Origin of the sequence: Acinetobacter sp. 766875, assembly GCF_000582055.1 — a bacterium.
In the GTDB taxonomy this organism is placed as follows: domain Bacteria; phylum Pseudomonadota; class Gammaproteobacteria; order Pseudomonadales; family Moraxellaceae; genus Acinetobacter; species Acinetobacter nosocomialis.
In genome coordinates, this window is sequence record NZ_JEXX01000003.1 from 148,732 (window position 1) to 164,502 (window position 15,771).

Annotated in this window: 16 protein-coding genes and 1 pseudogene; 11 read left to right on the forward strand and 6 right to left on the reverse strand. The window is 38.7% G+C overall.

The window, feature by feature from the left end:
• The first annotated feature begins 35 nt into the window (after nt 1–35).
• The 3 genes from J576_RS04795 to sbmA all read left to right on the forward strand — a co-directional run bounded on the left by J576_RS04795 (nt 36) and on the right by sbmA (nt 3,870).
• Entirely contained in the window at nt 36–1,007 is a 972-nt protein-coding gene (locus J576_RS04795) for a patatin-like phospholipase family protein (protein WP_002051248.1), read from the forward strand.
• Between the two features lie 195 nt (nt 1,008–1,202).
• A complete protein-coding gene (locus J576_RS04800; protein WP_002051393.1) occupies nt 1,203–2,438 on the forward strand; it encodes a threonine ammonia-lyase in 1,236 nt (411 codons plus the stop codon).
• Between the two features lie 235 nt (nt 2,439–2,673).
• Nucleotides 2,674–3,870 (forward strand): peptide antibiotic transporter SbmA, encoded by a 1,197-nt coding sequence (gene sbmA / locus J576_RS04805; RefSeq protein WP_033855519.1) that lies wholly within the window; start codon nt 2,674–2,676, stop codon nt 3,868–3,870.
• Between the two features lie 40 nt (nt 3,871–3,910).
• On the opposite strand, the gene J576_RS04810 is transcribed toward sbmA, so the two are convergent.
• On the reverse strand, nt 3,911–4,660 hold the full coding sequence (locus tag J576_RS04810) for a DUF4850 domain-containing protein (protein WP_002051422.1): 750 nt from the start codon (nt 4,658–4,660) through the stop codon (nt 3,911–3,913).
• 125 nt (nt 4,661–4,785) lie between these two features.
• On the opposite strand from J576_RS04810, the gene J576_RS04815 reads away from it, so the two are divergent.
• Both J576_RS04815 and J576_RS04820 read left to right on the forward strand, forming a co-directional pair.
• Nucleotides 4,786–5,853 (forward strand): DUF1176 domain-containing protein, encoded by a 1,068-nt coding sequence (locus tag J576_RS04815; RefSeq protein WP_002051185.1) that lies wholly within the window; start codon nt 4,786–4,788, stop codon nt 5,851–5,853.
• Between the two features lie 83 nt (nt 5,854–5,936).
• Nucleotides 5,937–6,455, forward strand: a complete 519-nt coding sequence (locus tag J576_RS04820; RefSeq protein ID WP_002051323.1) for a hypothetical protein — start codon at nt 5,937–5,939, stop codon at nt 6,453–6,455.
• A 78-nt stretch (nt 6,456–6,533) separates the two neighbouring features.
• Here the strand turns inward: J576_RS04820 and J576_RS04825 are convergent, their stop codons facing one another.
• Nucleotides 6,534–7,112, reverse strand: coding sequence for a DJ-1/PfpI family protein (locus J576_RS04825; RefSeq protein WP_002051541.1), 579 nt, complete (start codon nt 7,110–7,112; stop codon nt 6,534–6,536).
• Nucleotides 7,113–7,303: 191 nt separating this feature from the next.
• Here J576_RS04825 and J576_RS19530 point away from each other — a divergent pair.
• Nucleotides 7,304–7,488: pseudogene (locus J576_RS19530) on the forward strand (hypothetical protein); the annotation flags it as partial.
• Nucleotides 7,489–7,668: 180 nt separating this feature from the next.
• Nucleotides 7,669–8,505 carry a GIY-YIG nuclease family protein gene (locus J576_RS04830; protein WP_002051521.1) on the forward strand — a complete coding sequence of 279 codons (837 nt, stop codon included), beginning with the start codon at nt 7,669–7,671 and terminating at the stop codon, nt 8,503–8,505.
• Between the two features lie 249 nt (nt 8,506–8,754).
• Here the strand turns inward: J576_RS04830 and J576_RS04835 are convergent, their stop codons facing one another.
• From J576_RS04835 to gatC, 4 genes are all read right to left on the reverse strand, one after another.
• Entirely contained in the window at nt 8,755–9,219 is a 465-nt protein-coding gene (locus J576_RS04835) for a hypothetical protein (RefSeq protein WP_033855520.1), read from the reverse strand.
• Between the two features lie 110 nt (nt 9,220–9,329).
• Nucleotides 9,330–10,799: an Asp-tRNA(Asn)/Glu-tRNA(Gln) amidotransferase subunit GatB gene (gene gatB, locus J576_RS04840; RefSeq protein ID WP_002051469.1), complete on the reverse strand. Its 1,470-nt coding sequence runs from the start codon at nt 10,797–10,799 to the stop codon at nt 9,330–9,332.
• On the reverse strand, nt 10,799–12,277 hold the full coding sequence (gatA, locus tag J576_RS04845) for an Asp-tRNA(Asn)/Glu-tRNA(Gln) amidotransferase subunit GatA (protein ID WP_002051269.1): 1,479 nt from the start codon (nt 12,275–12,277) through the stop codon (nt 10,799–10,801). Before gatA ends, gatB begins: the two co-directional genes overlap by 1 nt.
• A gap of 53 nt (nt 12,278–12,330) precedes the next feature.
• Entirely contained in the window at nt 12,331–12,645 is a 315-nt protein-coding gene (gene gatC, locus J576_RS04850) for an Asp-tRNA(Asn)/Glu-tRNA(Gln) amidotransferase subunit GatC (protein ID WP_000107699.1), read from the reverse strand.
• 133 nt (nt 12,646–12,778) lie between these two features.
• Between gatC and J576_RS04855 the strand changes: the two genes are divergently transcribed.
• From J576_RS04855 to J576_RS04870, 4 genes are read left to right on the forward strand one after another with little or no spacing between them, the layout of a single operon-like run.
• On the forward strand, nt 12,779–13,819 hold the full coding sequence (locus J576_RS04855; protein WP_000601379.1) for a rod shape-determining protein: 1,041 nt from the start codon (nt 12,779–12,781) through the stop codon (nt 13,817–13,819).
• Nucleotides 13,820–13,835: 16 nt separating this feature from the next.
• Nucleotides 13,836–14,693 carry a rod shape-determining protein MreC gene (mreC, locus tag J576_RS04860; protein ID WP_002051136.1) on the forward strand — a complete coding sequence of 286 codons (858 nt, stop codon included), beginning with the start codon at nt 13,836–13,838 and terminating at the stop codon, nt 14,691–14,693.
• Nucleotides 14,680–15,171 carry a rod shape-determining protein MreD gene (gene mreD, locus J576_RS04865; RefSeq protein ID WP_002051447.1) on the forward strand — a complete coding sequence of 164 codons (492 nt, stop codon included), beginning with the start codon at nt 14,680–14,682 and terminating at the stop codon, nt 15,169–15,171. Before mreC ends, mreD begins: the two co-directional genes overlap by 14 nt.
• Entirely contained in the window at nt 15,159–15,719 is a 561-nt protein-coding gene (locus J576_RS04870) for a Maf-like protein (protein ID WP_004885414.1), read from the forward strand. Before mreD ends, J576_RS04870 begins: the two co-directional genes overlap by 13 nt.
• The last annotated feature ends 52 nt before the right edge of the window (nt 15,720–15,771 follow it).

Below are 15,771 nucleotides of genomic sequence, written 5' to 3' on the forward strand. Positions count from 1 at the left end.
ATTCGGAAATTAATGTCATAGTGCAAAGATGGGCCATGAAACAGCTTAAATTGTGGGTTCTCGGACTTTCTATGGTGTTGGCTGGGTGCCAGACCACCTCACACTTATCTGCCTTAAAACCACAAACGGCAGAGGCATATTCACGTTTTGTCGACCAGCCTTTTGCACAGCTTAAGAAGCAGCATAAAAAACCAGTTGTCGCATTGGTGTTAGGTAGTGGAGGTGCTCGAGGTTATGCACATATTGGTGTTATTGAAGTTTTAGAGCAACATGGTATTCGCCCTGATTTTATTGTAGGAACTAGTGCAGGTAGTATTGTTGGGGCAATTTATGCCAGTGGAAAAACACCTGATGAACTGCGTGATACCGCATTAAAAATGAAAGCGGGTGACGTTCGTGATATCAGTATTGGTTTAAAAGGCTTTTTTGACGGCAAAAAAGTTGAAGACTATGTAAATCAGCAAGTAAATAATTTACCACTCGAAAAAATGAAAATTCCAATGTATGTGGTCGCAACAGAGCTTAAGCATGGTACCAAAACAGTATTTAACTACGGCAATACTGGGCAAGCTGTAAGAGCCTCAGCCTCAATACCAAGTATGTTTGTCCCCACTAAAATTGGTAAATCTGAATATGTAGATGGCGGTTTAGTGAGTCCGGTTCCTGTTGAAGTAGCACGAGACTTAGGTGCAGATGTCATTATTGCTGTAGATATTCTGGCTCAACCGATCTATACGGAAACTTCGAATGTATGGGGGCTGTTTAACCAGAATATTAATATTATGCAAGGACGTTTAGCTGCTGAAGAGCTTCAATATGCAGATGTCGTGATTCAACCGGATTTAAGAGAAAAAGCGCATATTTTTGATGTGAAAGGCCGTGAAGCTACTATGCGAGCTGGTGTTGAGGCAGCAAATGCAAAACTGTCCGATATTCAGTTTGCGATTGATGAAAAAATAGCTGAACAGAATCTCTCTACCGATGGATTAAGCGCTCAGTCAAAATAAATTAAAAGCAAGTATATGAAAATTAAATAAAAGCCCGAGAAGGGCTTTTTTGTTGAAAAATAAAAGATTTGTATGTACTGACAAAAATTTTTGTATAGTGGAGTTATGCTGAAAACTACTCATGACAGATATGAGAAATTCATGCTATTTTCAAAAAAATAATTGATTTGTAACATATTGAGGCCGATTAATTAGATGATTCAGCAACAGGTAAAACATGAGTTTCCAACATTAGAAGATATACATGCCGCTGCAGAGCGTTTAGATGGTTTAGTGGTTAAAACGCCTTTTGTTTTTTCAGAAACCATTTCTAAAACTTTAGGGGCAGAAATGTGGCTGAAATTTGAAAATCTACAATTTACGGCTTCTTTTAAAGAACGGGGCGCATTAAATAAGCTTTTAAGTTTATCTGAGCAAGAAAAGCAACATGGTGTAATCGCTGCTTCAGCCGGTAACCATGCACAAGGCGTTGCTTATCATGCTCAGCGTACGGGTGTAACTGCAACCATTGTCATGCCTAAATCAACACCGAATGTAAAGGTACAACGTGTACGTGAATACGGTGCACGGGTTATTTTGCATGGACAAGACTTTTCAGAAGCTGCTGCTGAAATGCACCGTGTTGCCCAAGAAGAATCATTAACTATTATTCATCCTTTTGACGATGCTGAAATTATTGCTGGTCAAGGCACCATTGCACTTGAAATGCTAGGTGCCGTACCTGACTTGGACATATTGGTGGTCCCTATTGGCGGTGGTGGTCTCATTTCAGGTATTGCGATTGCGGCAAAATCGATAAATCCTAAAATTAAGATAATCGGGGTTCAGTCGGTTGTTTACCCAAGCATGGCGAAATTGCTTTGTAACTATCAAATTGCGGTTTCATTAGGTTCAACCGTAGCTGAAGGTATTGCGGTTAAAACTCCGGGTGAGCTTACGACCCAAGTGGCTAAAGAATATGTTGATGATATTGTGGTAGTCACTGAAGACATGATTGAAGAAGCGATTGCGCTGTTGCTTAACATTGAAAAAACAGTGTGCGAGGGAGCAGGGGCGACAGGTATCGCTGCGATTATGTCTCGACCAGATCTATTTTTAGGTCATAAAGTCGGCGTGGTGTTATCTGGGGGCAATATTGATACACGTGTAATGGTTTCTGTATTACAGCGTCACTTAACGCGTACGGGGCGTATGGTTCGTATTCGTGTTGAATTACCAGATAATCCGGGGGCTTTAGCGCGTTTAACAGCAATTATTGCTGAGCAGGGAGGTAATATTTATGAACTGCGCCATGAACGCTTTGCCGCTACAAGCCGTGCTAAAGAAAGTGCGGTAAGTGTCGATGTTGAGTTAAAAAGTTCTCCAGATCTGGAACCTTTAATTCAGGCTATGCAGCTTGAAGGCTATATTGTTCGTAAAGAAGAGATTTAAACACCCATATTGCTATGATATAAAAGCTGTATATGGCTCTTAAGGGAGTCATATGCAAAGCAATTTAAAAGGATTAAATTGCAAAAAGGATGAATTTACAAAAAAACGATCAAATCCTTCAATGAAACGGGAAAAACTGACAATTCTCTAAACTTTGCCCTTCACAATTTTAAGGTTTAGGTTTTAGTATTCTCCTCATTGCAAATTTGAAGAAATATAGGGATAACAACGCTCAATGTTCAAATCTTTTTTTCCGTCACCACGGTATTTTTTTATATCGGCGGTTATTTGGATCGCACTAAATATGGTGCTCTGGTACACAGGTGGAAACACATGGGGAACTTTTATCGGCTTTGCTCAAGGCTATCATCAGGCTCAATTACCTGTTGGCGTTAGCCGTTTTTGGTCTCCAACTTTCTTATGGTTTTATGTCTGGTTTTTAGTTTCCACAGCATTGTTTGCCGGTTTTTGGAAAATTGTTTCTAATAATCCGTGGCAGCGTTGGTCTATCTGGGGATCGGCATTTATTTTATTTAATATCTGGTTTGGTGTTCAGGTCAGTGTTGCCATTAATGCATGGTATGTACCATTTTGGGACTTAATTCAAAAAATGCTTTCTGATGGAGGTGGAGACCTCTCAGCACTATACAGCGAAACTCTAGTTTTTCTTTATATTGCAATGGTTGCTGTGACCTTGGCCGTAATTAATGCTTTTTTCACCAGTCATTATGTATTCCGTTGGCGTACGGCAATGAATGAATACTATACGGAACATTGGGAAAAGCTTCGCCATATTGAAGGTGCTTCGCAGCGTGTACAAGAAGACACCATGCGTTTTGCGACTATTATGGAGGACCTAGGTGTTGAACTGGTAAAAGCTGTGATGATTTTAATCGCGTTTTTACCTATTTTATTTCAACTTTCTAAACACGTTCCCGTTTTACCAATTGTTGGTGAGTTAAACCACTCTTTGGTATGGGCTGCAATTGTATGGGCTGCTTTTGGTACAGTTCTACTCATGGTGGTTGGTATTAAATTACCAGGTCTACAATTTAACAATCAAAAAGTAGAAGCAGCTTATCGTAAAGAACTAGTTTATGGTGAAGATCATATTGAACGTGCAAAACCGGCTACTTTAAAAGAGCTTTTTAGTCGAGTCCGTACAAACTATTTCCGTCTTTATTTTCATTATGCTTACTTTAACTTGGTAGCAACTTGGTATAAGCAATTAGACATTTTATGTAGTCTAGTTGTCTTATTCCCTGCAATTGCGAGTGGGAAGATGACGTTAGGCTTAATTAACCAAATTGGTGGTGTATTTGATAAGGTTCGTGAATCATTCCAATATTTAATTAGTTCATGGAAAACTATTATTGAGTTACTTTCGATTTATAAGCGTTTAAAAGCTTTTGAGTCTATATTGCATAAATAAAAGTAAACCCGCGAAAGCGGGTTTTTTTATAAGGATTGAATTAGTGTGTTGCATTATAAAAATTAAGGATAGGGCCCACTAGAGACTGCTGAGATTTATCTAAGGTGACTTGAATCTCTTTATAGTTAAAAGTGTCCTCATCATCATATTTGGCAATACCATGCGTTTTATTGTTCACTTGTGGAATTTGATAACTAAAAAAAGCGACTTTTTTAGAGGGATAAACAATATTAATGAGTTTTTTAGGGTCTTTGAATCCGCCAAACTCATTTTCAACACTTTCTTTTAACAGTTCAGGAAAATAAAGCGTTGCATTTGGTAATCCACACCCAACGCAAAAAGAAGAGTCATAAAGCTCTATCGCTTGTTTTTGATCTGGACTCATTACTAAAGCAAAACCAGTTCCATTTGCACCTGCATTTGCTTGTACATCTTGCCAATTTCTTGGAACAAGTACTAAACCTGTTTCAGGTAATGCAAGAAGCTTGAGTTGCTTGGCATGTTGAGCATCAAGTTTAAAATTAAAGCTGCAGCTTTTAAGCGTGCATTTTTCAAAATTTTTAAGTAAACCATCTTCTATTGGGTTCTGTGCCGTTACACCATAAAAAGGGACTGCAACGCCGTTTAAAAAATTTGCTTCTCCAAGCTTATAGAGTTGATTATCTGCTTTGCGGGTTGCAGCAGAGCTATAAAATTGGGGGAAATGAGGAGTAAAGTTTTTTACTTCTGCATAAACAGTTGAATTTAGGCTGACTAATGATGCCCATAAAAAAGAATTTAATTTTTTCATTTTTAGAAAGTAATCAATTTAAAATCTTATATAAATCTAACATATTCTTTTAAACTATAAGGTAATTCAAAATTGAATACTATTTTTAACTTCATAATAAAAACAGACTTATAGAGATATGGAAAATGAAAAATATACTTTCAATTTGCTGCTTAGCGGCAATAAGTTCTTATAGTTTTGCTCAAGACATTAAAGGCATTTCATTTTCTCATCAAGAGTGGGAAATCTATTGTAGTAATACAGGTACTTGTAAGGCTGCTGGCTATCAAAATGAAGACAATGGTGATAATCCAGCTTCAATTTTAGTAACGCGTAAAGCAGGGCCAAAACAACCTGTGCAAGTTGAGTTTGCTTTGTCTGACTATGAACAAAGCATACCTGCAAAGCAGCTTAAAAATATCCATTTTTATATCAATGGCAAAGATTTAGGGCTTGTGTCTGTAGATGGCACTGAGTTGCCAATTATGGGTAAGCTAAACGGTTCGCAAGTCAATGCTCTACTACAGCAGTCCAAACAGAAGACTGAAATAGTATTTAAAAATGCGCAGCATAAATGGAAAATTTCCGATGCTGGAATGACTGCCGTATTATTAAAGATGGATGATTTTCAGAAGCGTATCGGAACGGTTGGGGCTTTAGTCAAAAAGGGCAGTACCAATGAAAATCAAGTGCTTATGCCTGAGCCAAAACTAGTTGTGAAGCGTATTCGTACTTCAACCAAACCTTACTTAACTTTACAGCCAAAAAGTAAACAGTACCAAGCAATATACCGTAGTTTGATGGCAGCTAAGCCGAATCCGAAAGAAGACGGCTTTTGTGAAGGCGTTTATGGTGGGAATAGTGATGGAGCTGAACCACAAGAAATTGAACTATATAAATTAACCAATAAGAAAGTTTTGGCGACTACCTTGTGTTGGAGAGGTGCTTATAACGAAGGGTATGGTGCTTGGGTACTAGATGAGTCTTTAAACGGTAAAGCGACTTTTGTGACTGAGACAGCTTCAGATTTTGATAGCGGTTTGATTAGTAGTGCTCAAAAGGGAAGAGGCATTGGAGATTGCTGGGCAAGTGAAGAGTGGGTATGGGATGGTAAGAGTTTTGTACACACGAAAGATATGTGGACAGGCATGTGTAAAGGCTTGGCAGCAGGTGGAGTGTGGGAGCTTGATCGAATAGAGTCTGTGGTGAAATAAGTATTTTGTGGTTACAGAGTCATAACAGGTAACGTTAGTGACTCTGTGATAAAAAGAACAGATTATTTATTGGAGCTAGACCTATGTCACGTCATCTTTACGCTATTGCTCGCCGTAAGTTTTCACACCTGAGCCGTTCAATATGTGTGGCGGCGGCTGTACTAGGCACAACACAAATTGCAATGGCTGGTCCAACGGTCGATCAGCTCAGTGATTGTTTAGTTAAAGCAACGACAGCTTCAGATAAAACCACGGTGCTTCAATGGACATTTACCGCTTTAGCGGCTCATCCAGATTTAAAAGCATTTAGTAATGTAACGCCTGAGCAAAAAGATCAGTTAGACCAAAAACTGGCTCAAGTTTTACAGCGGATAATTGTAGAGCAATGTTCTGCTCAAACAAAGGCCGTGATTAAAGCAGAAGGTGTGAAGGCAGTTGGAGAAGCTTTCCAGCAGTTAGGTCAAAGTGCTGGTGAAGATATTGTTAAAGACCCAGCCGTTAAACAGCAGTTGCAGGGCACATTACGCTATATCGACCTAAATAAATTGGTGACAACGTTTTTAACACCAGAAATTTGGAATAAATTAGGAATTACAAGATAAAAAATCTAGTTTTCTATTTTAATAATAAAGCCTGCTATCTAAGTGCAGGCTTTATTGTATTTGAGATGAAGAATCTTATTAGATACTAATCTTAGCGCCTAAAACTTTCACAAATTGTGCTAACCAAGCTGGATGTGCAGGCCAAGCTGGAGCAGTCACCAAATGCCCATCGGTAACGGCATCAGTTACAGCAATGTCTGCATATTGCCCACCTGCTAATTTTACTTCGGCTGCACATGCTGGATAAGCCGAGCAGAGACGGTCTTTTAAAATGTCTGCCGCAGCGAGTAACTGAGCACCGTGGCATACGGCTGCAATTGGTTTTTTCACTCTATCAAATTCACGTACAATTTCGACAACACGTTCATTCATACGTAAGTACTCTGGTGCTCGACCACCCGGAATAACTAGACCTACATAGTCTTTAGTATTAACGGCATCGAAATCATAGTTAATCGCGAAGTTGTGGCCACGTTTTTCACTATAAGTTTGCTCGTCTTCAAAATCATGAATAGCGGTTGCAATATGGTCACCGTTCTTTTTATTCGGACAAACAGCATGTACGGTATAACCTAAACCAGTTAAGAACTGGAAAGGAACCATAGTTTCATAGTCTTCAGCATAGTCACCAACTAACATTAAAATCTTTTTAGACATGATTTATCTCTCTTTTTAAAATATAAGTGATTTCAATTTTTAATTTAAATTAGCACAATGAAAGTATGATTTTTAGCAAAAAGCACATTCTTTAGTCGAAGGGTGCTTCATAAGGGATATAAAAAAGCCTCGATAAATCGAGGCTTTTTTGTTGACTTAGCTAAAGAAATCAACCAATCAATTTTGAATAAAGTGAAGGGATTAAAGCGGTTGGAGAGGCTTTTCAACAGCTAAGTAAACGTGCTGGTGAGATATTGTTAAAGACCCATCAGTTAAACAGCAGTTGCAGAGCACATTGCGCTATATCGACCTAAACAAATTGGTGACGATGTTTTTAACACCAGAGATTTGGAACAAGTTAGGAATCACAAGATAAAAATCTTATTAAGTTAAGAGTAGTATGCTGAATTTTATTACTAAATTTATTTAGATTTATTTAAAAGTTAACTAATTTCTAATTTTCGATGAGCGTCAAATTATGACGCTTTAAAGTGTTTTACAAATTTTATTTTTTTATAAAATATGAGACCATTTTATTTTTTACAAATTGCTTTATATGGAAACATCAAATTTATATTTTATTCATTTTCCAAAGATGTCAGCTTTAAAGATAGGGAAGGCTGATGATATTGAAGATAGGTATAATAATTTAAAGAAATATTGGGGAGAGGCAGATTTAACTAATTCCTATTATGTAAATATGCCATCACGTGAAGTTTATAAATATGAAAAAAGTCTTCATTTATTATATTCAAAGTATAGTATATCTTTGCCAGAAGGTGATGGTAAAACAGAGTTTTTTGATATTCAAGTTCTTGATAAAATTATAAGCTATTTTTCATCTTGTACTGATTTTGAACTTAAAAAAGATATAAAGTTAAAAAGTAAAGAATTTTTAAATAAAAAATCTAAATTTAAAAGAAATAAATTAAAACAAAGTAGTAATGCTGTTTTTCTTAGTATTTCTGAAATGAATATTAGGTTGAATAAGTTGAGTAAATTATTGAATTTTTTAATTAAATTTAAGAATAAGTTGTTTTTTCAGTATGACCTAATTGATGGTGAATATTATTTTAGAGTAAAGTTAGATAGTAATATTGATGAAATAAATTTTAATAAACTAATTGATAAAATTTGGAATCTGTTGTCTTTTAAGAATAATACTCATACTGGCTGGGGGTGGTTTACTATTTCTACTTGGTGTACACGATGCTTCTCAGAGAGAACTTTTCAAATTGTAATAACTGATCCGATGTCATTAGATAGTGATCATTTTTGTAAGATATTCTTCGAGGGATGGAGCGTACTAGTATATCCAGTTTTGCAAAAACTTCCTAATAAATCAAATGTACTAAATCATAATCTAGCCATAACTACTTGGAGTATTAATTAATAATTAAATTAATTTTTTTAAATATAGAATTCTAATAAATTAGAAACCGAAATATAATTTTAGAGTAATTATATTTCGGTTGTTTAATTGTGTATTTAGCCCCTTTTCTATCTCAATTCTTAATTTAAATTAGCATAGTCACTGAGTAATTTTTTAGGAAAAAAGTGCATTCTTTAGTCGAAGGGTGCTTTAGAAGGATATAAAAAAGCCTCGATAAATCGAGGCTTTTAAATTTATGGGGTCTGCTTTTTATAACTCACAAGCTTTACCTTCATATTCGTGACGGTTTACAACGTATTCCTTACCATTCCATCGATAAATAGCAGAACAGAAGCCTGGTCCCCCATTTTCAATATCAGGCCAGCCATCTTTGCCTTTAGTTTTCAAAAAGGTGGGAATGCCAGAGTTGCTAAAGAGTTTTTTCCATTGACCATCTTTTTGCTGTGAAACAATATAGTAACCAACCCCTGTATTGCCATAACACATACTGCTACTATCTTGAATAACTGCATCTTTATGACCATCACCATTTAAATCTTTATAAATAATAATTTCACCAGTATCACAGTTACCTTTCCAGCCATGTTTTGCTTTTTTGAAATTTGCAGCTTTAAAAATAGATGCTACTTCACTCTTTGGGACTTGAATCGTTTGAGCAAAAAGTGTCGAGTTTATTAACAATAAAGAGGTCGTAATAAGTAATTTATTTATCATGGATAACCTATCAGCATGGTTTTAGTTTAAAAATTATTTTGGATTGATTGCATTTTTGAAATAGATAAAACCCGCTCTAAAGCGGGTTTTCTTTTCTAGAACTGATCAGATTAACCAATCAAATTTTTCATTAATTCATTTACTTGAGCAGGATTGGCTTTACCCTTAGATGCTTTCATGACTTGACCAACAAGACCGTTAAAGGCTTTTTCTTTACCAGACTTGTACTCTTCAACCATTTTTTCATTGGCTGCAAGTACTTCTTTAATGATTGCTTCAATTGCACCAGTATCGGTTTCTTGCTTTAAGCCTTTTTCCGCAATAATGTCATCGGCAGATTTACCTTCCGATTCCCACATAAAGCCAAAGACTTGTTTAGCAATTTTACCGCTAATGGTGTTGTCAACAATACGTGCAATCATACCGCCAAGCTGTTCAGCAGAAACAGGTGAGTCTGTTAACTCTAAGCCCGCTTTGTTTAAAGCACCAGAGAATTCGCCCATTACCCAGTTTGCAGCAATTTTACCTTGCTTCGCACCGCCAGCCGCAGCAACAACAGCTTCATAGAAGTCCGCCATTTCGCGTGAGAGCGTAAGTACGTGCGCGTCGTATTCAGTTACGCCAAAGTCTGCAATAAAGCGTGCACGGCGTGCTGCTGGCAACTCAGGCATAGTTGCTTTGATGGCCTCAATTTGCTCATCTGGAATAATTACTGGTAACAAGTCTGGATCAGGGAAGTAGCGGTAGTCATTCGCTTCTTCTTTAGAACGCATAGAACGCGTTTCCATTTTATTTGGATCGAACAAACGAGTTTCTTGATCAATTTCGCCGCCCCATTCCAAAATTTCCATTTGGCGTTCAATTTCTACATTGATCGCTTGCTCAATGAAACGGAATGAGTTGAGGTTTTTAAGCTCACAGCGTGTACCAAACGGTTGGCCCGGACGTCGTAAAGACACGTTACAGTCCGCACGGAATGAACCTTCAGCCATGTTACCGTCAGAAATACCTAACCAACGTACTAGTGTGTGAATAGCTTTGATGTAGGCAACGGCTTCTTCCACCGAACGCATATCTGGTTCAGAAACGATTTCAAGCAAAGGTGTACCAGCACGGTTTAAGTCAATGCCAGACATACCTTCAAATTGGTCGTGTACAGACTTACCCGCATCTTCTTCAAGGTGAGCACGAGTTACGCCAATACGTTTAGTCGTACCATCTTCAAGTTGAATGTCGATGTGACCCAAGCCCACAATCGGGTTATCCATTTGGCTAATTTGATAGCCTTTTGGTGAGTCAGGGTAGAAGTAGTTCTTACGTGCAAACACAGATGCTTGGTCGATGTAAGCATCAATACCTAAACCAAAACGAATTGCAAGATCAACCACTTTTTCATTCAAAACTGGAAGTACACCCGGCATTGCTAAGTCTACCAGGCTCGCTTGTGTATTTGGGTCTTGTCCAAATTCAGTTGATGAGCCTGAGAAAATTTTAGAATTGGTTGCAAGCTGAGTGTGAATCTCAATACCAATAACGACTTCCCAACCGTCAATCAATTTCAACTTTTGAGCTTCAGCCATTATGCATTCTCCTCAGCAATTGCCGCACGTTTGGTGTGCCAGTCAGTGTTTTGTTGGTATTGGTGAACAATCGACAACAATTGTGATTCTGACCAGTAGTTACCAATTAATTGTAAACCTACTGGTAAGTTATCTTTGTCAAAACCAACAGGAGCATTAATCGCTGGCAAGCCTGCTAAGTTCACTGCAAGTGTATAGATATCGCCTAAATACATTTCAGTTGGACTTAAGTTCGCACCGATTTTATATGCAGTTGTTGGTGCAGCAGGGGCTGCAATCACATCTACATTTTCAAAGGCTTTTAAAAAGTCTTGTTGAATTAAACGACGTACTTTCTGTGCTTTCACATAATAAGCATCGTAATAACCCGCAGAAAGCGCGTATGTACCAATAAGGATACGGCGTTGAACTTCTGGACCGAAACCTTCTGAACGAGAACGTTTATAAAGATCCATCAAGTCTGCTGGATTTTCACAGCGGTAGCCGTAACGAACGCCATCATAACGTGACAAGTTAGAAGATGCTTCCGCTGGCGCGATGAGGTAATACGTTGGTACATAAGCTTCAGTCATGTTGAGGTCAATCTCAACAAGCGTTGCACCCATTTCTTCAAGCTTTTTCAAAGACTCTTCAACACGTGCTTTTACGTCGGCATCTAAACCTGCAACGTTAAAGTACTGTTTAGGAATACCAATACGTAAACCTTTTACGGATGTGCCATTTAAGTTTGCAACGTAGTCATCAACTTCTTTTTTAACCGAAGTTGAGTCTTTTGCATCATGACCTGCAATTACATTCATGAGGTAAGCACAGTCTTCAGCAGAGCGTGCCATTGGACCCGCTTGGTCTAATGATGATGCATAAGCAATGATACCGAAGCGAGAAACACAACCATAGGTTGGTTTTAAGCCTGTTAAGCCACAGAAAGACGCAGGTTGACGAATTGAGCCACCTGTATCGGTACCTGTAGCAAATGGTGCTAAATCAGCAGCTACAGCCGCAGCCGAGCCACCTGATGAACCACCAGGTACATGGTCAAGTGCCCAAGGGTTGCTTGTTGCGCCTACATATGAGCTTTCAGAAGTTGAACCCATCGCAAACTCATCCATGTTCACTTTACCTAAAGTGACAAGACCAGCTGCTTTAGTTTTTTCAACAACTGTTGCATCGTAAGGAGAAATAAAATTATCTAATATTTTTGAACCAGCAGTGGTTTTAATGCCTTTGGTACAAAAGATATCTTTGTGAGCAAGTGGAATACCCGTTAAAGCAGTTGCATTACCTGCTTTTAAAGCTGCATCGGCTGCGTCGGCTTCAGCAAGTGCTTGCTCAGGTGTAACCGTCACATAGCTTTTTACCAGTGGGTCAATTTTAGCAATACGTTTTAAATAGTGTTCAGTCAGTTCGCGAGACGAAAACTTCGCTTGGCTTAAGCCTTCAGCAAGTTCGCGAATTGATAAGCGATGTAAATCAGTCATGAGTAAAATTTCTTTACATTCAAAATAGGGAAGATGGGTTAATTGAGTAAAAGTTATTCAATCACGCGAGGAACAAGATACAAACCATCTTGAGTTGCAGGCGCAACTGCTTGGTATTCATCTCGATGATTGCTTTCAGTTACCACATCAGCACGTAAAGGTTGAGGATTGTCAAAAGGACTCTTTAAAGGTTCTACGCCTTCCGTATCAATGCCTTTTAAGGTTTCCATCATGCCTAAAATTTTATTTAGACTTTGAGCATATTCAGCAGATTGCGTATCATTGAGCGACAATCGAGCAAGATTGGCGATTGCTGAAACTGTTTGTGCATTTAAATCTGCTGAATGCTGTGCATCCGATGTAGACATAACATCACCTAATCAGTATTAAAAATTTTCAAAATATCGTGCGTTATAATAAGCGATTGACTTGTTCAAATCATCACATTTAGTTTAAAGTTGCCACCTTGCATCCACATGAAAGTTTAACTGAGAACGAACCGTGATTCTAAAACGACTAATTGGCTTGTTTTCGCCGGATCTAGCCATTGATTTAGGTACAGCAAATACACTTATTTATGCACCAGGCCGCGGCATTATATTAAATGAACCAACAGTTGTGGCAATTCGTCACAGTGGTTCACAAAAAATTGTTGCTGCTGTAGGGCTAGATGCTAAGCAAATGTTAGGCCGTACACCTGCGAATATTTCTGCAATTCGTCCAATGAAAGACGGTGTAATTGCAGATTTTGAAGTGACTGAAACCATGTTGAATCAGTTCATTGGTAAAGTTCACGAAAAACGTTTGTTCCCACCTGCACCTCGTGTAGTTGTATGTGTACCATGTAAATCAACTTTGGTCGAGCGTCGCGCAATTCGTGAAGCCGTATTTAATGCTGGTGCACGTGATGTACGCTTAATTGAAGAGCCAATGGCTGCAGCAATTGGTGCTGGAATGCCAGTTGAACAAGCATGTGGTTCTATGGTTGTGGATGTTGGTGGTGGTACAACTGAAATTGCAATTATTTCATTGCAAGGTTGTGTCTATGCCGATTCTTTACGTATTGGTGGTGATGTATTTGATGAGCAAATCATTAATTATGTTCGTAAAGCTCACGGTTGCGTAATTGGTGAAACCACAGCTGAAATTATTAAGAAAGAAGTAGGTATGGCTGTTTCTGATGGTACGACATTAGAAATTGAAGTACGTGGCCGTAACCTTGCAGAAGGTGTACCTCGTGCGATTACTGTAACTTCTGATGAAATTACTCAAGCGATTTCTGACCCATTACAAAGCATTGTAAGTGCGGTGAAATCTGCTCTTGAACAAACTCCTCCTGAACTTTCTTCTGATATTGCTGAGCGCGGTATTGTGTTGACAGGTGGTGGCGCGTTACTTCGTAACCTCGACAAATTGTTAGCGCAAGAAACTGGTTTACCAGTTGTTGTTGCTGAAGATCCTCTTACTTGCGTGACTCGTGGTGGTGGTAAGGTATTGGAATTCTTCGACAACCCGAACCATGACATGCTTTTCGTCGGTTAAGTTTAAGGATTAGGCGGTGCAACCGAATATTTTTTCAAGACAGCCGCCATCTTTCCGCTCGTTCATTATTGCGGTCATTACATGCTTGGTTGTGCTTTTCTTTGATTGGCGTATGCCTTATGTAATTCAGCCAGCAAGGGATGTCTTGTACGCTGCATATAACCCAATTTATGCGCTTGCAAGTTATCCGGTACTGTCGAGAGAATGGCTGAATCAACAAACTAAATCTGAAACACAACTGCGCCGTGAAAACACTGCAATGCAGGCCGAGCTGTTGCAGGCTCAGGTTCGTTTGCAGAAGCTGTCAGAACTGTCTGCTGAAAATACCCGATTACGCGGCTTACTTGATACACCATTAATTATTGATGGTCGTATGGAAATTGCTGAAGTAATTGGAACAGATGCTGATCCGCTGCGTCATATCATCATTATTAACCGTGGTTCAATGGATCACCTCAAGGTTGGTCAAACGGTTCTGGATGATAAAGGGATTATGGGGCAAATCATTAATGTGTACCCTCATAGTTCACGTGTAATGTTACTTTCTGATAAAGAACATTCACTCTCTGTTCGTTTAGAGCGTACAGGTATGCGTGCGATTGTTTCGGGAACTGGTGATTTAGGTCGCTTGAAAATGGAATATGTTCCAACTAGTGCAAATATTCAGGTTGGCGATAAAGTATTGAGTTCTGGCTTAGGTGAGCATTTCCCTGCAGGTTATGCAGTAGGTACGGTAGCTAAAATCCGTCGTCATAATTCAGGCGAGTTTGCTGAAATTGATATTACTCCAGCTGCTCAGCTTGCAACAGGACATCACGTGGTTGTGCTTTTCTCTGACTCATTAGCGAAGGAGCAACCTTATGCCGATCGCTAAACTGAAGCGTGAGAAGCGTAAAGATCCACTATGGGGAATTATTCTCTCCGTTATCGTGGGTTCTGTGCTCATGGTTTACCCACTTTCCTACGATATTTCTGGCTGGCGTCCATTGTTCATGCTTATGATCATGTTGTTTTGGGTCGTTTGCCAACCAACATGGTGTGGGGTGTGGTTTGCATTTGGCATGGGAATTTTTACAGACCTTTTGCTTGATGCACCTTTGGGCTTAAATGCCTTAAGTTTTGTTATTGTTACCTTTGTTACCCGCTTTTTAATACGTGAACGTCGGATTTTAACTTTCGTTAATTTATGGACGATTGCCATTTTAGTGATTATTGCTCACTTGGCATTTATGTGGGTAACCCAAACGATGGGGGGCATTCATTTTTCGATTGCTCGTCATTGGCAACCATTAATAACAAGCATCTTAACTTGGCCTGTTGTTTATTATTGTTTAGCAAAATGGCGCATTTAGTTTTAGCTTCCAGTTCTCCGCGTCGTAGAGAATTGTTGCAACAGTTGGGCTTAAATTTTGAAATTTATAGCCCTGATATTGATGAATCTATTCATGATGGTGAGCTGGTTCATCAATATGTTGAACGTTTAGCAAGAGAAAAAGCGCAAGCTGTATTAAATATTTTTCCAGATGCCGTGGTTATTGCTGCCGATACAAGTCTTGGGCTTGATGGTCAGATTATTGGTAAACCTGACTCAAAACAGCATGCCTTTGAAATCTGGAAACAATTATCTGGCCGTTGGCATGATGTGTTTTCCGGAATTTGTATTGCGACACAGCAGCAAATCTTGAGTCAAGTAGTGCAAACTCAAGTTGAGTTTGCATCAATGACTGCGCAAGATATGGAAGATTATTGGGCCACAGGTGAACCTGTAGGGAAGGCCGGTGCATATGCAATTCAAGGAATTGCTTCGCAATATATTCCCAAAATTCAAGGAAGTTATAGTAATGTGGTAGGGCTTCCTTTGTACGAATTTTCACAGTTATTCAAAAGAGTGAAGACATAAGGGGTTGTTGATAATTCTTGATTGAATTGCATTGTCGATGAATAGTGGACAA